The organism is Xanthomarina sp. F1114 (assembly GCF_026410255.1).
In the GTDB taxonomy this organism is placed as follows: Bacteria; Bacteroidota; Bacteroidia; order Flavobacteriales; family Flavobacteriaceae; genus Xanthomarina.
In genome coordinates, this window is the sequence record NZ_JAPMLL010000019.1 from 25,111 (window position 1) to 48,246 (window position 23,136).

At 35.2% G+C, this 23,136-nt stretch carries 19 protein-coding genes; 3 read left to right on the forward strand and 16 right to left on the reverse strand.

Annotated elements, in window-relative coordinates:
* Positions 1-7 precede the first annotated feature (7 nt).
* The 10 genes from OS188_RS13805 to OS188_RS13850 form a co-directional block, all read right to left on the reverse strand.
* Entirely contained in the window at positions 8-3,079 is a 3,072-nt protein-coding gene (locus OS188_RS13805) for a type I restriction endonuclease subunit R (RefSeq protein ID WP_267149440.1), read from the reverse strand.
* Positions 3,080-3,185: 106 nt separating this feature from the next.
* Positions 3,186-3,560 carry a hypothetical protein gene (locus OS188_RS13810; protein ID WP_267149441.1) on the reverse strand — a complete coding sequence of 125 codons (375 nt, stop codon included), beginning with the start codon at positions 3,558-3,560 and terminating at the stop codon, positions 3,186-3,188.
* A gap of 11 nt (positions 3,561-3,571) precedes the next feature.
* A complete protein-coding gene (locus OS188_RS13815) occupies positions 3,572-4,252 on the reverse strand; it encodes a hypothetical protein (RefSeq protein WP_267149442.1) in 681 nt (226 codons plus the stop codon).
* Between the two features lie 547 nt (positions 4,253-4,799).
* Positions 4,800-5,411 carry a hypothetical protein gene (locus tag OS188_RS13820; RefSeq protein ID WP_267149443.1) on the reverse strand — a complete coding sequence of 204 codons (612 nt, stop codon included), beginning with the start codon at positions 5,409-5,411 and terminating at the stop codon, positions 4,800-4,802.
* Between the two features lie 558 nt (positions 5,412-5,969).
* Positions 5,970-6,371 carry a YcxB family protein gene (locus OS188_RS13825; protein ID WP_267149444.1) on the reverse strand — a complete coding sequence of 134 codons (402 nt, stop codon included), beginning with the start codon at positions 6,369-6,371 and terminating at the stop codon, positions 5,970-5,972.
* Positions 6,372-6,702: 331 nt separating this feature from the next.
* Positions 6,703-7,749, reverse strand: coding sequence for a serine hydrolase domain-containing protein (locus OS188_RS13830; protein ID WP_267149445.1), 1,047 nt, complete (start codon positions 7,747-7,749; stop codon positions 6,703-6,705).
* A gap of 680 nt (positions 7,750-8,429) precedes the next feature.
* The gene (locus tag OS188_RS13835; RefSeq protein ID WP_267149446.1) at positions 8,430-9,095 is read right to left on the reverse strand and encodes a DNA-binding response regulator; all 666 of its coding nucleotides are present in this window, start codon (positions 9,093-9,095) and stop codon (positions 8,430-8,432) included.
* Between the two features lies 1 nt (position 9,096).
* On the reverse strand, positions 9,097-10,758 hold the full coding sequence (locus OS188_RS13840; protein ID WP_267149447.1) for a tetratricopeptide repeat-containing sensor histidine kinase: 1,662 nt from the start codon (positions 10,756-10,758) through the stop codon (positions 9,097-9,099).
* A gap of 33 nt (positions 10,759-10,791) precedes the next feature.
* Positions 10,792-11,181, reverse strand: a complete 390-nt coding sequence (locus OS188_RS13845; protein WP_267149448.1) for a hypothetical protein — start codon at positions 11,179-11,181, stop codon at positions 10,792-10,794.
* A gap of 253 nt (positions 11,182-11,434) precedes the next feature.
* The gene (locus tag OS188_RS13850) at positions 11,435-12,907 is read right to left on the reverse strand and encodes a T9SS type A sorting domain-containing protein (protein ID WP_267149449.1); all 1,473 of its coding nucleotides are present in this window, start codon (positions 12,905-12,907) and stop codon (positions 11,435-11,437) included.
* A gap of 294 nt (positions 12,908-13,201) precedes the next feature.
* Here OS188_RS13850 and OS188_RS13855 point away from each other — a divergent pair, with 294 nt between their 5' ends.
* On the forward strand, positions 13,202-15,346 hold the full coding sequence (locus OS188_RS13855) for a M3 family metallopeptidase (protein WP_267149450.1): 2,145 nt from the start codon (positions 13,202-13,204) through the stop codon (positions 15,344-15,346).
* 142 nt (positions 15,347-15,488) lie between these two features.
* On the opposite strand, the gene OS188_RS13860 is transcribed toward OS188_RS13855, so the two are convergent.
* The 5 genes from OS188_RS13860 to OS188_RS13880 form a co-directional block, all read right to left on the reverse strand.
* Positions 15,489-16,328, reverse strand: a complete 840-nt coding sequence (locus tag OS188_RS13860) for a universal stress protein (protein WP_267149451.1) — start codon at positions 16,326-16,328, stop codon at positions 15,489-15,491.
* A gap of 63 nt (positions 16,329-16,391) precedes the next feature.
* Positions 16,392-17,225, reverse strand: coding sequence for a universal stress protein (locus OS188_RS13865; protein WP_267149452.1), 834 nt, complete (start codon positions 17,223-17,225; stop codon positions 16,392-16,394).
* Positions 17,226-17,403: 178 nt separating this feature from the next.
* The gene (locus tag OS188_RS13870) at positions 17,404-18,147 is read right to left on the reverse strand and encodes a succinate dehydrogenase/fumarate reductase iron-sulfur subunit (RefSeq protein WP_267149453.1); all 744 of its coding nucleotides are present in this window, start codon (positions 18,145-18,147) and stop codon (positions 17,404-17,406) included.
* Between the two features lie 99 nt (positions 18,148-18,246).
* Positions 18,247-20,157, reverse strand: coding sequence for a fumarate reductase/succinate dehydrogenase flavoprotein subunit (locus OS188_RS13875; RefSeq protein ID WP_267149454.1), 1,911 nt, complete (start codon positions 20,155-20,157; stop codon positions 18,247-18,249).
* A 7-nt stretch (positions 20,158-20,164) separates the two neighbouring features.
* On the reverse strand, positions 20,165-20,818 hold the full coding sequence (locus OS188_RS13880) for a succinate dehydrogenase cytochrome b subunit (protein ID WP_267149455.1): 654 nt from the start codon (positions 20,816-20,818) through the stop codon (positions 20,165-20,167).
* A gap of 239 nt (positions 20,819-21,057) precedes the next feature.
* On the opposite strand from OS188_RS13880, the gene OS188_RS13885 reads away from it, so the two are divergent.
* Together OS188_RS13885 and OS188_RS13890 are read left to right on the forward strand one after the other, a co-directional pair.
* Positions 21,058-21,642 (forward strand): hypothetical protein, encoded by a 585-nt coding sequence (locus OS188_RS13885; protein WP_267149456.1) that lies wholly within the window; start codon positions 21,058-21,060, stop codon positions 21,640-21,642.
* A gap of 92 nt (positions 21,643-21,734) precedes the next feature.
* Positions 21,735-22,358 (forward strand): hypothetical protein, encoded by a 624-nt coding sequence (locus OS188_RS13890; RefSeq protein WP_267149457.1) that lies wholly within the window; start codon positions 21,735-21,737, stop codon positions 22,356-22,358.
* A gap of 166 nt (positions 22,359-22,524) precedes the next feature.
* Here the strand turns inward: OS188_RS13890 and OS188_RS13895 are convergent.
* The coding region (locus tag OS188_RS13895; RefSeq protein WP_267149458.1) for a T9SS type A sorting domain-containing protein at positions 22,525-23,136 on the reverse strand (612 nt) is incomplete at its 5' end.

Consider the following 23,136-nt stretch of genomic DNA (forward strand, 5'->3'; position numbering starts at 1 on the left):
TTGCTTTTTATGCGGTTTTTCCGTGGTATTCGTTAAGATATTCCTCTACAATTAGGTCGCGTATAAATTCAACTGTTTCAAAATCCATTTCTGTATCTATGGTTTTTTGAAACTCGTTAAATACTAGTTTAGCAACCACACGTGCAAAATAACTTTCGTTATTTAAACTATCGTTTCTATCGAGTACAGCAATATCGGTTTGTTCTTTTATCTTTTGTAAGGCTTCAATAATAGCAGTTTTTAATTGCGAAGGTCTGCCAGCTTCTACTAATCGTTTTTGAACACGTGCATATTTAGCATCGCCTTCATATTTATCTTTCAATAAATCATTACGTCTATTTAATTCTTTAATTTTTTCATGAATTGTTTTTAATGAAGTGATATTGGTTTGCATCTCATCTTGAGACACCTCATTTAAGTTTTTATTATCAAATAAGCGTCGTAATTCTTCATACAAGCTTATCCATTCTGGATCTTTCGGGTCGAAATTACCACCTAAAGCTTCTCTGGTTTTCTTTAAGATGTCTTTTAATTCGCCAGCAAGTACCAATTCGTTTTCACCAATTTTTCTAAATCCGAAAACTATATCTTCTAAAGCCATATTAAGAAGATTACCAACTTCTTCATTTTGTTCTAAGGCTTCTTTAGCGTTTATTAATGCTAAATGATTTGTAGCCTCAATACGAAGCTCTCCTAGTTTTCTGAAGTCGATACGCTCTAGTAATTCATATTCACCAACCAATCGGATAATGTTATACAAAGCACGAGCATCTTCTAATGCTTTTTTAATACGTTGCATTTCTCCTTGATCTTTAATTTGAGAAATTTGAGAGGAAAAATTTTCGGCATTTTTTAAATCGAAATCCGCCAAAGCTTCTTTTATATCACGAATAGATGTTTCCATTTCTTCACGAGACATAAACAAGTTGGAATAGCTTTCCATTTCATCACCTAAAACATCTTGAAGCTCTTCAAAATAGGCACGATTGGTTTTATCAAACTCTTTAGAAATATCTGCAAAATCTACTACATGACCATACTTATAATTCTTGTACTTACGATTAACACGAGTTAATGCTTGTAATAAATTATGTGCTTTAATGACACGACCTAGATAGATCTTCTTTAAACGTTTGGCATCAAAACCAGTTAATAACATATTATATACAAACAAAATATCTATTTTACCTGCTTTAAAATCGTCTCGCCAGGTTCCAAGTTCTTCTTTGCTTCCTGAATCATAAAGAATTAGCGCGGCTTTTTTAATGCGATATTCTTCTTTAAGTACTTTTTTGTATTTATCACCAGGTTCAGCAGCCATTGGTAATGACTCTTCTATTTCTGGACTAGTATAAACTTTATTGAAAATATTAAATAGCTCTTGAGCTTGTTCACTACTATCACAAATCACCATGGCACCTATGGATGCATCGCTATTACGCTGTCTGAAATCTTGAAAATCTTCAACTATGTAATCCAACATTGGTGCTACAAATGAAGGATGTGCATATACTTGCTTTTTGTTAGCATCACCTTTTTTAATATCTAGATCGTCAAGAATCTTCTTGAATTTGACTTTATATTCTGTTTCAATTTCCTCTCTAATTAGTTTAAGAGTGTAACCATCTGCAATCGATTTGTTGTAATAGTATTTATGAATATAATCACCAAAAAGATGTTTTGACTTTAAGCTGTCTCCAATAAGAGGTGTTCCAGTTAAGCCAATTTTTATGGCGTTACGATCAGATTGTTCCAGATTGGCTAAAAAACTTCCTTCAGGATTATAACTACGATGTACTTCATCTAAAAAGTAAACACGTTGAATGTTTATGTTGTAATCTGTAGTATTACTAACACTAGGATCATCTTGAAACTTTTGAATGTTAACTACTGTTATTTCACGTTTACCTTTATCATTATTAACAGCAGTAGTTTTCTTTAAGTCTGCTACAAAGGCGTCTCTAGAATTTACAGTATGCACTTTTAATCCACGTGCTGTAAACTCATCTCTTGCTTGCGTGAGTAAATCCAAACGGTCTACAATAAAATAAAACTTTGGAATGATATGTTGTTTCTGATAGTAATCAGTTAAGAAATGTGTGTTGTAATACGCTAAAGCTGTTTTACCACTACCTTGTGTATGCCAAATAATTCCTTTACGAATACCTTTATCCAATTTCTCTTCAATGGCTTTAGTGGCAAACAATTGAGGATAACGCATGATATGTTTTTCCAAGCCATTATGCTCTTTTACATAAGCCAAACTGTATTGCAAAATAAACTTCAATCTATCTTTGGAAAGCATAGAAGTTAGTATGCGATTGGTTGGTGAGTCTGGATTCTTATTTGTTATATACTCTGCACTGTTTTTTATGGATTGATAGTTGGTGTCTTTTAATAAGAAATCTTCAACGTCTTTGTCTAAAGGTTTTAGTTCTTGTGATAGGTTAAACCCTATTTCTTCCCTAAAATAATTGAAAATTGGTTTGTGATAGGATGGAGAAGCATAGTAAGCACCTTGCCAAGGTTCAATTTCGTTATCATCATATTCCATGTTATTGGAAAAGATCATGAACTGCGTCAAATTGACAAACTTTCTAAATTTTTTATTCTGAAAACGTGAATTGATACGTGTTCGTTCAGCAATAACACCATTACGATTGTTTGGTTTTTTTACTTCGATAAACACCAAAGGCATTCCGTTTACTAAAGCAATAACATCAGGTCTGAAGTTATCCTCTCCATTTTTATATGGTAATTCTGTAACTACATGAAAATCGTTATTTTCAAAATCTTCAAAATCGATAAGCTTTACACCAGATCTATTGGTGAGCATTTCAAAAAAAACTTTTCCTAAATCTTCATTTTCTAATGCCAAACTTACATCTAAATACAAACGATTAACATCTGCTTCTGAAATGTCTTTGTTAATTTTTGAAATCGAGTCTTTAAATATGTTTTTGAAAATATTGGTTTCTTCATCCCATTCTGCATCCTTAAGTGATATATAATTATATCCCAACTGGGTAAGGTGTAATATTGCAGGTAATTTAACTCTTGAATCTTCGTTAAAGGACATAGAAAAATTTTAGCTTAATAACTTATTTACTATTTTTTTTTAAGGAGAGTTTAAAGATATTAAAAGTAATGATAATTGCAATTAAAAAGAGAACACTAAAAGACCTTTAATAACAATCACACTTATAATTAAAAATATACTTATGAAATCGTTCGCCATAAGAATCAGAATCCCCATAACCCCCATATTGAAAGTTTGACCAATTCATAGATGGAATCCCACAAAAAATATAGGTATTGGTACTGTAACTATATTCGTTTTTCTTAATTTTAGCTACCACGTAAATATTATAATCGTATGAATAGGCTTTTACTTCGTATAGCCAACTGGAATCTAAAGTATAACTGCTTAAAGTGCCCTTGCTATAACCTTTTGTTTTAATAAAGGATAATAAGTCATCGCAAGAAACCTCTTGGGAATGTGCGTTTATAGAACTACATAAGAAAAGGGCTCCAATAATAAAGGATATTAGGTATTTCATATAGGTATTACTTACTTTCTCATATCTTCAATTAAACGGTAGGTTGCATGACGCATAAATTCTTCCAATACGTCCTTTTCAACAATGACATAGCCTTCTTTTTCCTTTTCTATTCGCTTCATGCGTTTTTTAAATGATTCGCTAATTTCACAACCTTTTCCTTCAGCACAAGGAGCATAATGAAACTTATAAGTGCCTGCAAACTCATTATTATCAATAAGAACCACTTTAAACTCTACAACTGCTCCATATTGTTTGTAAGGATCACTCAATAATCCAGATTTTCCCTTATCTGTATAATACTTATTGGTTTCGTATATCACTTTTCTATCTAGCTTAATTAATTCAATGATAAGATCTGTATCAGTTTTAGATTTTAATTTAGCATAATCAACCGTATTCTCCTCATTTGAAACTACTTGATTGAATAAGTTTCTGTCTCGCACAATAAAACCATTACTTAACAATTCTTTTTCTATGGCACTATACAAATAACCAATATCCTCATCTTCGGTTGCTTGAGATGACAAATTTAGTGTTCTCAAAACCACCTTCGGAGATGGATTGCTCTCTAAAAAAGTAGATAACCTATCGGTAGAAAAGATGTCATTTTCCGAGGGTTTAAACTTAATATATTTTGTGGCACATCCACAGGTAAATAAGACTAGTACAATAATGGCAACTTTTTTCATTGGGTTTTTAGTTTAGTTTTAGTTTAAATCAAACTTACTAAGCTTTAACATAGTAACCTTACGGAAAACCGTAACCAAAAAAGATCCCCTAAAATTATAAAGTCTACCTTATAAATAGATCAAACATGAAATAATCATAAGTCGCACCCGCTTCATATCCCATAAAGAGATAACCCACCCTCAAAAACAAGCCCTCAAAAACACAACCAAAATTCATGCAATAATCCGCCTTTAAGCGCAGCGTTCAAAACTCAAGAACAGCTCTCTCTATAGAAAGTCAGAAGCTATTCCCCCTTTAGGGGGTTAGGGGGTCAGGAGCTATTCCCCTTCAAGAGCTTAGAAGCTATTCCCCCTTTAGGGGGTTAGGGTGTTAGAGGCTACTCCCCCTTTAGGAGTTAGGAGCAGTTCCCCCCTTAGGGGGTTAGAGACTATTCCCTCTTTAGGAGTTACAAGCTATTCCCCCTTTAGGGGGTTAGGGGGTTAGAGACTATTCCCTATTTAGGAGTTAGAAGCTGTCCCCCCTTTAGAGGGTTAGGGGGTGTTCACTCTAAACCAAAACATCCAAAACCCGAACGCCCAACGGCTTCTTAAAAGCATACACCTCGTTTTCAATAAGTTCGTAGTATCGCAAGCCTAAAACCACAAATCCCACATGGGCTGGAACAAGCACCTGCTCAGGCGTTAAACTAAAGGAAGAAACACCGGCTCCCAACGCCACAAAATGAATGGACGAAAGGCTTAAAGAATATTCTAAAGTTTCAAAATCAAAATCCAAAACCCCTAAAGTCACCCCTATATGAGTGGCTGTTTTTGGTACCTTATAAAGGCCTGGATTAAAATCGCTAACATCCAGCTGCTGCGTCGTCCAATTAAAAGTAGCCTGCCTGCAAAAACCAGCCACCAGATCTTTCTCTGGAACAAAGGAATGCCGTTTCATGAGCTGCCTGCCTTTAGCAGTTTGCATCCCATAATACACCTGTCTCTTACCGCGCTCAGATACCTGGTCTAAAGCTTTAATACGCATAAACAAACTCACCAAATCGGAATGAAAAGCCCTGCTCTTAATCCCTTGAAAAAAGGGCAACAAAGCCAACCGAAACTGCTTTTTCACCCGACTGCAATTTCCAAATTCACTGGAGTTTTCGCGCACCCGAACCATCCTCGGACTCGTACGTATGGTATCCCCATCAAAACCACCTCCTGCAGTTCTGGCCAAAGCACCGGCCTCTCTGTCTTCGTAAAAATTAGCGCCTCCTAGAGTGCCAATAATCTTAATAATACCTTTTTGTCGTGCCATAATAATCATGAATTAATAATCCCATCAAACCCAACCCTAAAGTAATGAAAAAGAACCAATTAAACAATAGCTATAGCGTATATATAGCGTATGTATAGCGTATATTCCTTAGACTTACCCCATGCCAACCTAATGGCAACCCCATAGAAACCACCTCCCAATCCCCCATTCAAAAAAGCAGATACGAATAAAACTCTAAGGGAATTAACCAACGATATAATCAAGAAGTACTTCTGTATTAAAAACGACTAAAGTGGAAACAAAAACGGGCACAGCCAACAAATGAAACAGACTGTAAATGTCTTACTAAACAGTACTAAAAACCCATACCCATTCTAAAAAACAGCCTTATCATGTTTTAGAGTGACACACGGACCTGGAACTTCCGTTCTGTCTAGCAACTTAGTAACGAATAGACATTCAAATCCATTTCCAATCTAATTCTGATGAATATGAAATCTCATTTTCCTTGGCTATAGATTGTAAGGTGGTTCTAATACCAACCATATTTGGAATTTCAGATTTTGGCAAAACGATATAGGCTCCTGCCTTTATAACTATAAAGAAATGACTGGATATTTCAATAATTTTAGCTAGGGACGAATACTGTATTTTTGATTCTCCCGTGGAGTTTTGGATCTCTATATGGTCATTACAAAATGAAAGCTTGGTTTCTTTGTCAAAACTATTTTTGTAGCTTTCATTAACAAATTCGAGAAATTGTCTTTTAAGTATTTTCTTATGAAAGAAAGGAAACGTGAATATCCCCAGAATTAATACGGGAATAGCACCTAAATAATGACCTAGCTCAATCTTGTCCATAAATAAATAGACTAACAGCAAACTAAGAATTAAAATCATTAAGACGACAAAAAGCCAAGCTCTTTTTCTTTGTTTTTTTGACGGTTCACTCCTGCTATTTACATATAAAACCTGTTGTAAATAGTCCTGTGAATTTAAGCGATATGTGATATTTGTGTGCCCTTTGTTTACCATATGTTCCAAGGTGTTTAAAATAAGCTATGGGTTTAAGCTCCTAATTTAAGAATTAAAACCGGATCCTTTTAGAAAGACTTATGGTGCTGGATAAAACCACCTCCCTCAAATAAATATGGAGTTCCCTAAGTAAACTACACCCCACAAACTACACAGCCTATTGCAACTCGTTTTTCTTTTGCAATAATTTGACAATTCGGTTATACATGATTTCCGATAAACTCCAGTTATAACCTTCAAAATTAACCGTATTTGTAAACTGAATAACTACGGCATCCATGTCTTTGTGATATTTGGCAATGGTTTGATACCCCGGAATAAGACCTGTATGTTCATATTCATAAACAGAGGAATAGATTTCTTGCTCCTTAGTATCTTTAAAGGCTGAACCATCATTTAAAGCTCTAATAAATTTGGCCAGGTCCTCTGCTGTGGCAAGCATTAAACCATTATCATCTGTCTTTAAGTCATTTTTATAACCAATATAATATCCACTCATAACATCCTCTAGAGGGACATCGTTTATAGAGCCATAGGTGTTTTTAAGATGTAGAGGCTCTAAGATATTCTCTTTAATAAATTGAAACTTTGTGTCTCCCGTTACTCTTTCTATAAGTTCAGATAGCAATAAATAATTCGTATTACTATATTCATATTCCGCATTGGGTTTAAAATGGGCTGGTAAATCCAATACCAACTCTAACCGTTCTTTATCACTTTGCTTCGGATGCGCCCAATACGTATTAATTCTGGTGAAATCTGGAATCCCACTGCGATGTTGAACCAGCATTCTTAAGGTAATTTGATCCGCATGTTCTATGCGCCCAACAAGTTCAGGAAAATAATCAGCAAGCGAATGGTCTAAAGAGACTTGTCCACCATAAGCTAATTTAACAACAGCTAAGGCTGTATATAATTTGCTAACACTGGCTATTTTAAATAGAGAGTTTGGATCTGCAGGTATTTTGTTTTCTGTGTTTTTATAACCCGAAGTATAAAATTCGGACGAATTATTGTTCTTATTTACGCAAACAATAATGCCATCAAATCCGTAGGCTTCAGCTTTATCTACTTGTTGTTGTACCGTGTCTGGAAGAGGCTCTATCCAGGCTTTTACAATAGGCCAGGGAACAAAGTATAAAGATATTATAGTTCCAATTCCTAATAGAATTCTTAGTATCTGCTTTGATTTGGTTTTAGCCATCTACTAACTATTTAATGCTATTTTAAAATAATCCCATAAAAGTGTTCTTATCAGTTTTCAAGTGCTTGCTGGGTCTTTTTACGTATTTCACATCTCACAGTTTATACGTCTAAAAGTTTATAATATGTCCCCATTTCAATAAGTAAATTATAAGTACTGTAAGTCCCCCACTAAAGAAAAATGCGCCTGTCCAATAAAAGGTCCGAGTGCCCCATTGTTTAAACATTTTTTTACCATATTCTTTTTCAGCATAAGCCTTAGTTAGCTTCCAATATAGAAAGGTAATTAGTAAAAAAAGTAGGACTGCTATGAATAATATCGAGGTTTTTCCCATGTATTAAATATCTAATGACTTAAAATTTCTTGCTCTAAAATATAGTTCCAGGTAAAACCTGTTAGAAATATGCGCTTAGCATATCCACGCAATAGAAGGGCTGGCACACCATATTTATTTTTACAGTCTAAAGATAAGTGTAATCTTATTGCCTTCTATAAATTAATTACATTTTTTGCAAGTTTATGGTCTGACTGTAACAGAAAACTATATGCAATAAAAAAGCGCACCCACTATAGATGCGCCTTTGAATTCTCCCACACTACTAAGAATAATTAATAGCTGATACAAACATATAAGGATATGTTTTAACTTTATTACTGTTTCCCGTAAAGCCTGTAAATTTTTAAATGAGACCTAAATCTTTAACAATAGCCACCAGATGAATGGCATTATTTGCCTTAAATTGAATCCGAAGTTTATTTAATCTTTTTTCTATGGTACTTAAACTGTTTGGACTGATATGCTCATCTTTAAATAACTTGCTTATTTGCTCCTGAGACAATCCATTGGATAAATGTTTCAGTAATAAAACATCGTAATCATCAATTTCTAAATTAGAGGTACTATTGAGAGCCTGATTGACCTGTTCCGATAAATACACCTCATTACCAAACACCTTATTAATGGCTTCCGATAATTCTATTAACCCTCTCCTACCCTTGCAAACATAGCCTTTTACACCATGTTCATTAATCAGTCTTCTCACCCTTTGAATCCGATCTTCTATAGAATAAACTATAATTTTTAAGTCTGGAAACTCCCGGTTTAAAACTTCTATAAGTGCTTCTCCAGATGGAAACTTTTGATCGCGATGGTCTTTCTTAAAAGATAAATCTGTAATTAATAAGTCGAAGGGCTCTTTGTCCTGTGCTGCTCTTTTAATTCTAAGATAAGCATCATCGCAATACTGAACTTGCGCATGGTCTTTTATCTTTAAGGTATCTAAAACAGTGAGCATACCTAAGTTAATACTCACTAAATCGTCTGAAACTATTACTTTTTTAAACATTTTAAACTTTAATTAAAACATGAAACCCATGATCTTTCTCCGATTTAAAGGTAATAGAACCATTTAATGTTTGAATACGGTTTTCCGTATTTTGAAGTCCGTTTTGTTTTTTTATCTCACAACCTACACCATTATCTTTATATGTTATTTGTATTTTATGCTGATGCTGCTGAAAGCTTAAAAGCACAATGGAGGCTTGACTGTGCTTTTTCATATTGATCAATAACTCCTGAATTACTCTATAAATAGCTATCTTTTTATTCCTGCTTATTTTAGGCCAATCTACTTTAGACATGTCTTTGGTGATAATATGTACTTCATCTGTTTTATAATGCATCACCAGATCCAACAATAATTCTTTATAATCTTCATTGACATTAATATCATGATGCTCTCTGGAAATATCTCTGGTCCGGTTATAAACCACTTCCAAATCGTCTAAAACTGCTCTATTATCCTGCTCAGGATGTTGAATTTTAGTCATGATATGATATACTTCGTTCGCCACTTCATCGTGTACCTTTTTAGATATTCGCAACTCTGTATGATACACTTCTAATTGTTTTTGCTTTTTATGTCTATAATCCAAGTAAAAGAAAATAACAAAAGCTAAAATGATTAGGAGTACAGATAGAAACACGTAAAAAAGCTTCTGGTTTTTTTCCTTTTCAATTAGTAAAAGCCTCTCGTCCGCTAATCTCTCCTGCTTTTCTAATGCATACTTTTTAGAAGCGTATTTTCCCTCTTCCAAAAGATTGGATTTTTGAATGCTATCCATAAGCTTCTTATATGTACTTACTTCTGGATCTGCTTTTAAATCTACTAACAGACTTAAAACATGGGTCAACTGATTAGAGTTATTAGATAGTTTTGCCAGATTATAGGCCTTATTGGCAAATGCTTTGGCTTGAGCAATATCTCCGGTTCGCTTATAATGTTTAGATAAGGTATAATAACTTCCTAGAATATTAGATGTATGTCCAAGAGCTAATCTAATTTCCAGAGCGGCATTCAAGTCTTTTATAGCGGATTCATCTTCCAGCTTCCCTTTTACAATTCCCAGATTATTTAAGCTTCTGGCTATAATTACCGAATCTTTGTATATTTTGCTATCCGCATAAATAGCTGTAAACTCCTGTAAAGCAAGCTGTAAACTATCTTGCTTAAGATGTACATAAGCTATATTATTCCTGAGCACCAAATCCTGCAATTTACTTTCTGCTAAATCAAGGGCCTTTTGATAGTACAAAACAGCATTTCTGTAATCGTACATCTCTCTGTAAATCCGACCTAAATGATTATATATTCCCACTTTAGACTCCCTAGTAACTTTATTTAAAGGAAGTTTCTCTATCAAGTTTAAAGCCTCTATGGCCGTTGTTTCACTATCGTAAAGTATGCCTAGTTTATTTTGAATAATTGCTATCTGCCTGAAGCTATAAATAGCCTTAATGGTATCAGACGCCTTTAAACTTTCATCCTTTCTATTTCTATAATACACGAAAGCTTGTAGTAAATCAGATTTAGAAGCTGGCTTAATAACCTTATTATGATAATATTCTGAACTATCTACAGCTTCCTGAAGTGGTTTTCCAACGGTAGCATAGCTATATGAAAAAAAGAGACAGGCAACTATTAATAAAATTTTTAAGGGGAAAGCCATAGGTACGGATGGTAGGTTAACAGCTGGAACTGATTAAAATGGAGATAAGCATTCAAAATAATCAGATTGTAACGCACATCTATAGATATCGGTTATATCATCTTGAGTAAATTCAACATAAATAGCGTATTTGTGACCGGAATTATTACCAGTTAACACAAAAACAGGCTCGCTACATAAACAGCCTGTACAAATATTAGTTGAAAGATTTAAATGACTATCTCCCTTCCTTTGAAACGCTTTAAAAATTTGCATTTGCTGATATATAAATGATGTTTTTTTTAAGTCTTCGTAATAACCTTCGTCCAACAATTGGTTTAAAGCATGATAATCCATCTGCTGAAATCCTTCAAGAATATGAATGAGATGAGATTTTAGGGTATCCTTTTTAGCAATTGAATCGATTAGTTCTGAAGGTTCCATGATATTTTTTTTTAAAGATAAAAAATATATGTATCATCTAATCAAAAATTACAACGTCTCTCAATAAATCATTTTATGGAATCTTGGAATTAAAGGCGAAAGTATTGGGCTATGTTATTCTACAGCATGGAAGACTTTACCCCTGTAAATTTGATTTTCAAGGTGTTAAGATCTGTCCCATGCCATTTGACTAACCCCAACAAAAAAGCCCCATCTTCTGATGGAGCTTTTAAATATAAAAAGTGGTTAAATACTACTTAATTACTAGTTTTTTAATGGCTCTTGAGTTGTTTCCATGCAATTCTAAAATATAAATTCCAGCGCTCAAGTCCAGATACATCTCATGGGTTCCACTTTGAAGGTTTTTCTCTAAGACTAATTTTCCATCCATACTATAAACATTCATTTTCTGAAACGAAGTGTTATTAGTCAATGTCACATGTCCGTTAGTAGGGTTTGGATAAATTGCTACTTCAGTTAAATGTGCTTCTTCAACACTTAAAAATCCGCAATTAACAGGATCAAAAGTAACCAAGCCTAAATTTGAAATATCACTTTGATGTACAATAACGTCTTCTGCATCTGCAAGCGTATTAGGCAAATTAGTTTCATCCCAGCAATTATTCATCGCCATTAAATCGTTTCCTGTATTATTGTAAAGAGCATAAGTAACTCCGCCATTTCCGTTTTCAGAAAACACATTTTCTCCAGTATTTCCAGCACCATCACCTAAGTTAATAGAGGCTTCACCTATAACAGTAATTCCCCACAGGTTACGTCGAATCTGATTACCGCTAGCAATAACTTCCATACCGGCTGCAGAGGTATTTAAAGAAATACCACTGCCACCCAAGTTCGGACTTCCTTGGGTATCATTATCTTCAATAACATTGTTCCTTACATAAGCAAAAGAGTTATTCCCTACAATAGTAAGTCCATAACGGTTGTCTCTAATAATGTTATCGTCAATGATAGCGTTGATATCGCCTCCTACAAAATTAGTTACAGCAATACCACCAACCATATCTAAAGATCTGTCTCCAATGATGGTGTTCTGAATAATTTGAATTGGGTTTGCTGCCATGGTTGTTCCCATGTTTATTTGAGGTCGGTTGGAATTGGCTTGATTATTCCCCTCTATATAATTATTGAAAATATAAGGAGATACAGCACTATTCGCCCCAGAACTAATGGCTGGCGTTTGATTAAACGTAAAAGTATTGTTGGTAATTTGAGCCATCCCTCTGGAAAGTGAAATGACAGCTCCCGTAGAAACTCCCGAGACATTATTAGTTAAAGTACTATTATTAATGGTGAAGGTTTCAGTTAGCACACGCAAACCACCACCATACTCTATAGTGGCATTTTGAATGTTGATATCTGAGAATTCTTCAAAACGAAAACCCTCATAAGGCGCAGCTGGATCTACAGCCGTAAAAATTACTTGAGCTGCATCCACATTAAAGCTTCCAAAAACGGTGATGCGTATATCCGCTTCTATCTCTAAAGTCACATCTGAGTTTATAAGAAATGTATCTGTTTCCGAAATGATTAAATCTTCCACCAAAGTGTAAGTTGTTCCCGATACTGAAATGGTAGCAGGACTTGCCGCAACAAGATCGTCTAAAGAGTAAACCACACCCGTATCTGGAGTGGTATAGCCCTGGGCTGAAACCATCCCAATAACGCAGATGGTTGTAATAAAGTTGAGTAATAGTTTTTTCATGAAATTTTGGTTTTGGTTTAGTCAAAATTACGGATTATTGAGTTTATACCGTATTAAAAAGTGAATAAACTCATTCTCTGGATGTGCCTATACCACCTTATTTGTTTTGTTTAAGTTCATTGTCAAGTAAGAAATTTTTATATTATTATGTATTCAGTAAAACAGTAACTAATAATATTAGCATATTAAAACAAACCCTCTGCTTTGGAAAATAAACTTACTTCCTTTTAATTTCATTATCTTGCTCTCTTGTTTTCAAACATCCAAACACTAAAATATTAAACACGTATAATTATGATCACTAAAAGCATAAAAACAACCGTTTTATGTAGTCTGGTTTTATTTGCAAGCTGCAAAGAAGACCCTAAAACCCCTGAAAAAATAATGAAGGATAACATACTAACTCAAGAATGGACCGGACCCTATGAAGGTGTTCCTGCTTTCGATAAGATGTCCGTAGATGATATAAAGTCTGCTGTAGAAGAAGGCATGATAGAACAACTTGCTGAAATTGAAGCCATTGCTAATAACCCGGAAGCACCTACCTTCGAAAACACCTTGGCTGCTATGGAAAGTTCTGGAAAAACGCTTAAACGTGTTTTTGCTTATTACGGTATCATGTCCAGCAATGTATCTTCGCCTGAATTTAGAGCGGTACAAGCTGAGTTAGCTCCTAAACTATCAGATTTTAGATCTAAGATCTCTCAGAACGAGAAATTATTCCAACGTATAAAAACTGTTTACCAGGCTTCCCAAGAAAACCCTTTAGAACCACAAGCACAACGCGTTGTAGAATTAACTTATAAGCAATTTGAAATGGACGGTGCCAATTTAGATGCCGAAAAGAAAAAGCGCTATGCCGAAATTAACAAGGAACTTTCGACGCTTTATACCGATTTTGCCAATAATGTCTTGCACGACGAAGAGAACTATATTACCTATTTAAACAAAGAGCAACTAGGTGGCCTATCTGATAGCTATATTAAATCGGCTGCTAAAATTGCTACCGACAAAGGTCAAGACGGTAAATATGCCATTACCAATACACGCTCTTCTATGGATCCGTTTTTAACCTATTCTACGGAACGTGAATTGCGTAAGCAAGTTTGGGAAAACTACTATTCCAGAGGAGATAATAACGACGCGTATGACAATAAAGAAATTATTGCTGAGATTTTAAAACTGCGTAAAGAACGTGTAGGCTTAATGGGCTACGATAATTATGCGGAATGGCGCTTGCAAGACCGTATGGCAAAAACCCCAGAAAACGCTATGGATTTAATGATGGCTGTTTGGCCAGCTGCCACAGCTCGTGTTAAAGAGGAAGTAGCCGATATGCAAACAGTAGCTAACGAACTTGACGATAAGATAACGATTGAACCTTGGGATTATAGATATTATGCCGAGAAAGTGCGCAAAAAAACCTACGATTTAGATAGCGACGAAGTTAAGCAGTACTTACAATTAGACAAACTAACTGAAGCAATGTTCTTTACGGCTGGCGAATTGTTTAATTATAAATTCACAGCAGTGGCAGAAGGTTCTGTTCCTGTGTTTCATGAAGATGTTAAAGTTTGGGAAGTTACAGACAAAGACTCCGGAAAAAATATTGGTTTATGGTATTTAGATCCGTTTTCTCGTGAAGGAAAACGCTCTGGAGCCTGGGCAACTACCTATAGAAGTTATTCTTCTTTTGAAGGGGAAACAAACGTCCTGGCTTCTAACAATTCTAACTTTGTAAAACCTGCTCCGGGAGAAGCGGTCTTAGTATCCTGGGATGATGCCACAACCTTCTTTCATGAGTTTGGACATGCGCTACATTTCTTTTCTTCCAATGTTAAATACCCATCTCTAAATGGTGGCGTTAGAGATTATACCGAGTTCCAATCGCAGTTATTAGAACGTTGGTTATCTACAGATCAGGTTATCAATAAATACCTAGTTCATTATAAAACTGGAGAACCTATTCCTGCAGAATTAGTTAAGAAGATTAAAAAGGCTTCTACCTTTAATCAAGGGTTTGGAACCACAGAATATTTAGCTTCTGCTTTAATAGATATGAAATTGCATTTAGCAGATCCTACAGATATTGACATTGCCAAATTTGAACGTGAAACCTTAGACGAATTAGGCATGCCTAAAGAATTGCCAATGCGTCACAGAACTCCGCAATTTGGACATGTATTTTCTGGCGAAGGTTATGCCACTGCATATTATGGCTATATGTGGGCAGATGTGCTTACAGCAGATGCTTCTGAAGCTTTTAGAGATGCTCCAGGTGGTTTTTACGATCAGGAGATGGCAGATAAACTAGTTAAATATTTATTTGCGCCAAGAAATGCTATGGATCCAGCCGATGCGTATAGACAGTTTAGAGGCCGCGATGCAGAAATTGATGCCTTAATGAGAGACAGAGGGTTTCCTGTGACCAAAAAATAATAACAGAAGTCCAATAAGTCGGTATTTCTAGTAGTTAGAAAGTATATTCACATAAAAAAAGTCCATTAAACACGAGCTGTCTAATGGACTTTTTCTATGGTAAATATTGTAGATTCTACTACAAAGAATACATTAACTAGTATTAATCTACACGTGGAATTACCAGAAATGGCACTATGGAATGGTAGCCCATTTTCTTAATAACAGGCTCTTTAATTAAATTTTCAACAAAACTATGCTCGTAATTAATCATAGTCAGAATATTGATATCGTTTTTCTTAATAAATCTGGTAATGGCTCGTTCTTTCTTCTTTTTATCCGTTACCCAATTAAAATGATGCTCATAGCCTTCTAAATAGCTGTCTAACATTTCCATATTAGCGTTCTGTGTATCGTTGAGCTCTTCTTTTTTATTAATATGAAGGATTTCAATTTTAGATTTATGTAAGTCTGCTATATGTTTTATCGACTTTAATTCTTCCCCGTAAAACCTATTGAAATCGGTAGGAAAGACTAAGCTAGTCGGAGTTACATACGTCGCCTTACTTGGAACCAATAACACCGGACGAAGCCTCATTTTATTAATAATAGCTACCGTATTACTTCCAAATAAAAATTCTTGAGTTCCTGTGGCTCCTTTAGTCCCCATAACAACAAGATCTATTTCCTTCTCTTTAATAGACAACTCTATAGAATCCATAAGAGATCCCATACAAAACAGGGTTTCAAATTCATGATCTCTACCATTGCTTTCAATTTCAGCTAAGTTTTTAAGACTTTCTAATTTATCTTTTGCTGCTTCTCTAAGTGGTTTTAAATAACTTTCAGGCACGTGTGTTCTGGCACCGGTATTTAAAAAAGTCCAAGCATGAGATAAATAAAATGTACATGGCTCGTTTGCATATAAATTTAAAGCGTAAAGCGCTGCAGTCCATGCATTGTCTGAAAAATCTGTAGGTATTAAAATGTGATGTCTCTTCATGATATTTATTTGATATTCTGGTGTAAAATTAAAGTTTTATCTCGGTCTACAAAATGACTTATATCAGGCCAAACAAGGAATAACCAAAAATGGAATGCTCGGTTGAAAACCTAATCTTCTTATTAGAGGTTCATTTATAAGACTGTCGATAAAACTATGTTGATAATTTATCATTACCAAAATATCGATATCAAATTGTTCAATAAAATCCTTTACAGCTTGTTCTTTGCTAATATAATTTGGCATATACCGGAAACTGTAAGTATGGTTTTCTAACGAAGCCTTTAATTGATTCAAATTATTAACATAAGCTTCAGAAAGGTTTTCCTGACTTATAATATGAAGAATTTCAATGTTTGAATTATAAAAATCAGTCAATTGTTTTAATGGAATAAGTTCATCTCCATAATTACGGGTAAAGTCTGTTGGAAATGCAATATTTTTTGGTACTTCAAACTCATATCTATCTGGTACTACCAAAATAGCAGAACTTTTCACCCGTCCTATAATGCTTACCGTATTACTTCCAAAAATAAACTCTGCCGAATTTGTAATCCCTCTGGATCCCATAACAACCACATCTATATCGCGTTTTTTTATAACGGCTTCTAAAGCTATTTTTAAATCGGAAGAACTTAAAGTTACAGTATACGAATGCTTCGGATTTGGATTGCTTTCTATTGCTTTTTGCTTCAAATCTGAAAGGTCCTTCATCCCATTCTTAGTCAAAGTACGAGTCAATTTATTAGACATACTATACGAAGCCGAAACTGGTAATTTGGTAGAATGTAAAAAGTGGAATGTACAGGTTTGCTCTGCATATAAATTGAAAGCATATAAAGCAGCATTCCAGGCGTTGTCGGAAAAATCTGTTGGTAAAAGTATGTTTTTGCTCATTTGTAAGTCTTTGATATTGAGAATCTAAAGTTTGCAACCCTAATTTTCTATGTTAAAAATAACAGATTTAATGGTATCCGCAAAAAAAAGGATAGCTTAAAATAAAAATCTTTATGGAAAATTAATTGGTTTAAATTACAACTTTTTTTTGTTTGGTCTTTAATTTAAAACCAGCTATCTACTCAAACAGTTTTGCTTTTATATATCGGGCATTCATTTCTGCAATACTACTGATGGAAATTCCGGCAGGACATTCTACTTCACAGGCTGCTGTAAAGGTACAGCTACCAAAATTCTCTATTGCCATTTGATTTGTCATATCCAAAACACGTTTATGTGCTTCTGGATGACCTTGAGGTAATTTGTTCAAATGATTTATTTTTGCCGAAGTAAATAAGGCAGCAGAGGCATTTTTACATGTAGCCACACAGGCTCCACATCCTATACAAGCTGCAACATCCATAGAACTATCAGCAACTTCTTTTGGGATAAGAATGGCGTTGGCTTCTGCAGCTGTACCCGTTTTTGCAGTAATATATGCACCTTGTTCTATAATTCTATCAAAAGCAGTTCTATCTACCACTAAATCTTTTATCACCGGAAAGGCTCCTGCTCGATACGGCTCTACCACAATAATGTCTCCATCTTTAAAGCTTCGCATATGTAATTGGCAAGTAGTCATATGGTCGTGAGGCCCATGAGCGCGACCATTAATAAACACCCCGCATTGGCCGCAAATACCTTCGCGACAATCGTGATCGAAGGCCACAACTTTTTCACCTTTTAAAACCAGCCTTTCATTGAGATGATCTAAGGCTTCCAAAAAAGACATATCTTCTGTAAGCCCATCGATGTCGTAGGTTTTGAGAGAGCCTTCGCTATTGGCTCCCTCCTGTCTCCATATTTTAAATGTTATTTTCATGTGTTTTTGTTACTTGTTTTTTAATGGTCACATGCTATTCGTTACCCACCCGACCTCATGCGGTATTACTAATTTGAACACGCTCGTTTCATCGTCCTGTCATTTATAACTTCTTACCGTTGGCTGAACATATTCAAACTCTAAAACTTCCTTGTGCAACTTAAAATCTCCGGCATCGTATTCCCAAACAGATACATACTTATAATCTTCATCATTACGCATAGCTTCTCCGTCTTCCGTTTGATATTCTTCCCTAAAATGGGCCCCACAAGATTCGTTGCGCTCTAAGGCATCTGTACACATAAGAATGGCTAATTCAATAAAATCTGCCAGCCGTAAAGCTTTTTCTAATTCGGGATTCATTTCATTATCATATCCTGTAACCTTAACCTCTTTCCAGAATGCGTCTTTAATTTCTTTAATTTGAAGAATCGCTTTTTGCAAACCTTTTTTATTTCTGCTCATGGCACATTCCTGCCACATCACTTTTCCTAATTCCCGATGAAAATCGTCTGTAGTGCGATGTCCATTTATAGCTAGTATTTTACCGATTTGCGACTTAACCTCATCTTCCACTTTTACAAATTCTGGATGATTAACGTCTGGACGGGTTTCTTTCAATTCTCCTTCCAAATAGTTATTGATGGTATTAGGCAAAATAAAATACCCATCGATACTGGTTTGCAGTAAGGAGTTTGCGCCTAATCGGTTAGCCCCATGATCGGAGTAATTACATTCCCCTATAGCATATAAACCTGGAATGCTGGTCATTAATTCGTAATCCACCCAAAGTCCTCCCATGGAGAAATGTGCTGCTGGCGAAATCTTCATCGGCTCTTCATAAGCATTAATACCAGTAATTTTCTCGTACATGCTAAACAGGTTCCCATATTTATCTTGGATCACATCTTTCCCTAGTTTTTTAATGGCATGCTTAAAATCTAAGTACACGGCATTTTTTAATTGTCCTACGCCATAACCAGCATCTATACGTTCTTTGGCTGCACGCGATGCAATATCTCTAGGTGCCAGGTTTCCAAAACTCGGATAGCGTCTTTCTAAATAATAATCCCGCTCTTCCTCGGGGATGTCTTTTGCTTGTCTGTTATCGTCTTCTTTCTTAGGAACCCAAATACGTCCATCGTTTCTAAGAGACTCGGACATTAATGTCAGTTTGGATTGCGACTCACTGGTTTGTGGTAAAGCTGTTGGGTGAATTTGCGTAAAGCTAGGCGCTGCAAAATAAGCCCCTCTTTTATGAGCTTTCCAAATAGCACTCCCGTTGCAACCAATAGCTAAAGTGGATAATCTAAACACACGCGAATATCCGCCAGTGGCAAGTACCACGGCATCGGCTGCAAAACGTTTAATCTCTCCTGTAGCCAGGTCTCGCGCAATCACGCCTTTGGCTTTGCCTTTAATAACCACAATATCCAGCACTTCATGCCGGGCTAACATCTCCACTTTTTTAGCGCGAATCATTTTTGATAATTGTGAGTAAGCCGCCAATAATAATTGTTGTCCCGTTTGTCCTCTGGCATAAAAGGTCCGCTGAACTTGTACCCCACCAAAACTTCTATTGGCCAATACGCCTCCATATTCCCGAGCAAAAGGAACGCCTTGCTGCACAAAATGATCTATTAAAGGTGCAGATAGTTCTGCCAGTCGGTAGGTATTGGCTTCTCGGGATCTAAAATCTCCTCCTTTTAAGGTGTCGTAAAACATACGCCAAACGCTATCCCCATCATGCTGATAGTTTTTTGCAGCATTTATCCCTCCTTGAGCGGCCACAGAATGCGCTCTGCGTGCAGAATCTTGATAGCAAAAACATTGCACCTCATAGCCCAGTTCTGCCAAGGTTGCAGCTGCCCCCGCTCCTGCCAATCCAGATCCTACAACAAGGATGTTGAGTTTCTTTTTATTGGCTGGATTAATTAAATGGGATTTTGCCTGATAACTTGTCCATTTATCCTCCAATCTGCCTGCTGGAATTTTTGAATCTAATGTCATGTTTTAGCTATTTGAAATAAACGATTACGGGAATAATTGCAAAACCTATACTCATAATAATCGCATAAATAAGCGATATTTTAGCTAGTACAGCTAATCCCTTTTTATGATAAAAGCCCAATGTTTTAAAAGCCGATTGTAATCCGTGATGCAAATGAAAACCCAAGGGAATCATTAAAACTGAATAAAAAAGTACATAATAGATATTGTGAAATAAGCTATAAGTCACTTCGTAAACATCTATATTTCCATAGGCATCTAAGCCTACTTTCTCTCCGATTCCTAATTTCACTCTCGCCCAAAAATTTACGAGGTGGACCACTATAAAAATCAAAATAAGTACTCCCAATAGGCCCATATTTTGTGAGGCCCAGGAACTTGTTTCATGCTTATGATTCATGATATACTTATCCTTTTTAGATCTTCTATTTTTATAGGTGACGATAGCCGCATAAACCACATGGAAAATAATAGATAGGTATAGCAAATAAGCGACTATTTTAATAACTATACTTTCTCTTAAAGTTGTGGAATAAGAATTATACAATGTTCGGGCAGTAGTTTCCGGGAATAATAAAATAGCATTTGCCGATAGATGAACAATCAGAAAAACACATAGAAACATCCCTGTAACAGCTATAATATTTTTTCTATAAAACATACTCATATCAATTTACAGAGTCAGTTGATTTATATTATTTTTTTTTTACAAGATCAACCGATTAAAGAAGTCTAATATAAGGATTAAAAAAAGATTTATATAGGTCTAAAACCGTATAGTCTTTCTAAATAAGAAGAATTTTGTCAACTGTACTCAAGGCAATATTAATTTAGAAACTAAATCAACCAAACAATGTCTATAAATTTTGTATCTTAAGCAGTCCATTTAAAAAATTTATTATGAAAACTTTATTTCTTTTATCAACACTCATTTGTATAACATCTGCCCTGGGACAGTCGAAGATTCCTTCAGCAGAAAGTCAGATAAAAACAGCGCTTCTTGCTTGCCCGGACATGTATCAGGAGGACGCTAAAATACTAGGTTACAACCAAAAAGGAGAACTTATTACCTTACGCGATGGCACAAACGAAATGATTTGCATAGCCGATAACCCAAACAAAGAAGGTATTAGTGTGGCTTGTTACAGCGACAAGCTAGAGCCGTATATGGCTAGAGGTCGTGAGTTGCTTGCAGAGGGAAACTCTGAAGTAGAAAAAAGAGACATCCGTAAAATAGAAATCGATGCAGGAACTTTGGTTATGCCTAAAGAGCCAGCTGCAGTTTATGTAGTTACTGGAAGTGAAAAAGATTATAATTTTGAAACCGGAGAATTAAAAAACAGTAATATTAGATATGTCTTATACCGCCCATATATGACAGGGGAAGAAACCGGTCTACCTACCCAACCTGGATTGCCTGGAATGCCCTGGTTAATGGATGCAAACACACATCGTTCGCATATCATGATTACACCCGCTAAATAGATTTAATCTATATGCTATCTCTAAAAAACACATATTAATTAGTATTAAAACTTGTTGGCATCTTAAAAGAAATTCGTTATACTATATTAACTATGAAACGATTCGTATTTCTAATTCTATTTTTTATAACCTTAAACGGTTACACCCAAATACAAACTCCAAAATCTATTGAAAAGGAAGTTATTACAACTCTTGAGTTTTATCCAGAATTGCAGGATGTAAACATTGAAATTAAGTTTAAGAAAAACATCAAGAAATCGACCATGCAGGCCCAACCCAAGTTTAACAGCTTTTTCAAATCTAAAAAGAATCGGGAATATGTGATTTTTATTAGTGAGAAGTTTAAGATTTCCGATAAAAACTTTTCCACGAAAGATATTCCATCGAAAATTTTAGTGGGATGGCTTGGCCATGAGTTTGGACATATTATGGACTATCAGCAACGCAGTAATATGAATATGATTGGTTTTGGTATTAAATATTTGTTTTCGGATAATTATATTATTGAAGCTGAACGTACAGCCGACACTTATGCGGTTGCTCATGGAATGGAATCTTATATACTAAAAACTAAGAATTTTATTCTTAATAATTCAGAAATCACACCGTCTTATAAACAACGGATTAAAAAGTATTATTTGTCGCCAGAAGAAATCATGGATATGGTCAATCAACGTGATGACGACATGTCGGAATCAGCTTCTACACAGCATTAACAAATTGCTTTAGAGAATAGCGCAAACAGCAAAAATCAGTCTGTTACTATTTTATTTTATTGGGCAACAAGCAAAAATATGACACAAAAAAAACTGAGCAAGAATTTCTTCTTGTTCAGTTTAGTTAACCTATAACTCTAAGGCCTTTTTATATCTTTCTCTAAGTTTACTGTTTTAAAACACGGAAGCTATGTATAGCTTCGTTTGCAAAAACTTTTACAATATAAGCACCCGTATGAAGTGACGATAAATCTAATTTTAAATGAGAAGAACTAACATTTTGAGAATACACTTCCTGTCCTAAAAGATTATAAACTTTCACAGATTCCAGAGCTGATTTATACTTAATGTTTAAAACATCCTTTATAGGGTTTGGATACACGGAAAAAGCATTCGCTTCAAAACTATCCACACTTAAAGACCCAATATTTAATGTAAAATCTAAAGCTTGCCCGTAACCGGCATATGGACCATATCCAAACGGATAAAACTCGATAGCACAAGGGTCTATTCCTGCAGGAGAATCTGGATCTTGATATGTTTTTGTTAATCTAATACGTGTTTCTCCCTCAATAGCATCCATAGGCACTGTAATATCCATAGTTACAGAAACGCCATCGTCTCCCACCGAATCAAATAGAGTACCAATTTCATACACTTCCCCAGCATCATCTAAAACACCGTTCTGGTTCCAATCTATAAAAGCTACAATATCATTATCAAAAGGTCCTTTGGTATCGCCTTCAACCGAAACGGTATAAGTCTCTCCTACATCCAG

Excerpts from the sequence above, each read along its gene's own strand:
- OS188_RS13855 (WP_267149450.1), top strand. The coding sequence starts at position 13,202 with ATGATCACTAAAAGCATAAAAACAACCGTTTTATGTAGTCTGGTTTTA.
- OS188_RS13880 (WP_267149455.1), bottom strand. The coding sequence starts at position 20,818 with ATGTTTTATAGAAAAAATATTATAGCTGTTACAGGGATGTTTCTATGT.
- OS188_RS13885 (WP_267149456.1), top strand. The coding sequence starts at position 21,058 with ATGAAAACTTTATTTCTTTTATCAACACTCATTTGTATAACATCTGCC.
- OS188_RS13825 (WP_267149444.1), bottom strand. The coding sequence starts at position 6,371 with ATGGACAAGATTGAGCTAGGTCATTATTTAGGTGCTATTCCCGTATTA.
- OS188_RS13840 (WP_267149447.1), bottom strand. The coding sequence starts at position 10,758 with ATGGCTTTCCCCTTAAAAATTTTATTAATAGTTGCCTGTCTCTTTTTT.
- OS188_RS13835 (WP_267149446.1), bottom strand. The coding sequence starts at position 9,095 with ATGTTTAAAAAAGTAATAGTTTCAGACGATTTAGTGAGTATTAACTTA.
- OS188_RS13820 (WP_267149443.1), bottom strand. The coding sequence starts at position 5,411 with ATGGTTCGGGTGCGCGAAAACTCCAGTGAATTTGGAAATTGCAGTCGG.
- OS188_RS13810 (WP_267149441.1), bottom strand. The coding sequence starts at position 3,560 with ATGAAATACCTAATATCCTTTATTATTGGAGCCCTTTTCTTATGTAGT.
- OS188_RS13805 (WP_267149440.1), bottom strand. The coding sequence starts at position 3,079 with ATGTCCTTTAACGAAGATTCAAGAGTTAAATTACCTGCAATATTACAC.
- OS188_RS13890 (WP_267149457.1), top strand. The coding sequence starts at position 21,735 with ATGAAACGATTCGTATTTCTAATTCTATTTTTTATAACCTTAAACGGT.
- OS188_RS13815 (WP_267149442.1), bottom strand. The coding sequence starts at position 4,252 with ATGAAAAAAGTTGCCATTATTGTACTAGTCTTATTTACCTGTGGATGT.
- OS188_RS13875 (WP_267149454.1), bottom strand. The coding sequence starts at position 20,157 with ATGACATTAGATTCAAAAATTCCAGCAGGCAGATTGGAGGATAAATGG.
- OS188_RS13865 (WP_267149452.1), bottom strand. The coding sequence starts at position 17,225 with ATGAGCAAAAACATACTTTTACCAACAGATTTTTCCGACAACGCCTGG.
- OS188_RS13845 (WP_267149448.1), bottom strand. The coding sequence starts at position 11,181 with ATGGAACCTTCAGAACTAATCGATTCAATTGCTAAAAAGGATACCCTA.
- OS188_RS13860 (WP_267149451.1), bottom strand. The coding sequence starts at position 16,328 with ATGAAGAGACATCACATTTTAATACCTACAGATTTTTCAGACAATGCA.
- OS188_RS13870 (WP_267149453.1), bottom strand. The coding sequence starts at position 18,147 with ATGAAAATAACATTTAAAATATGGAGACAGGAGGGAGCCAATAGCGAA.
- OS188_RS13850 (WP_267149449.1), bottom strand. The coding sequence starts at position 12,907 with ATGAAAAAACTATTACTCAACTTTATTACAACCATCTGCGTTATTGGG.
- OS188_RS13830 (WP_267149445.1), bottom strand. The coding sequence starts at position 7,749 with ATGGCTAAAACCAAATCAAAGCAGATACTAAGAATTCTATTAGGAATT.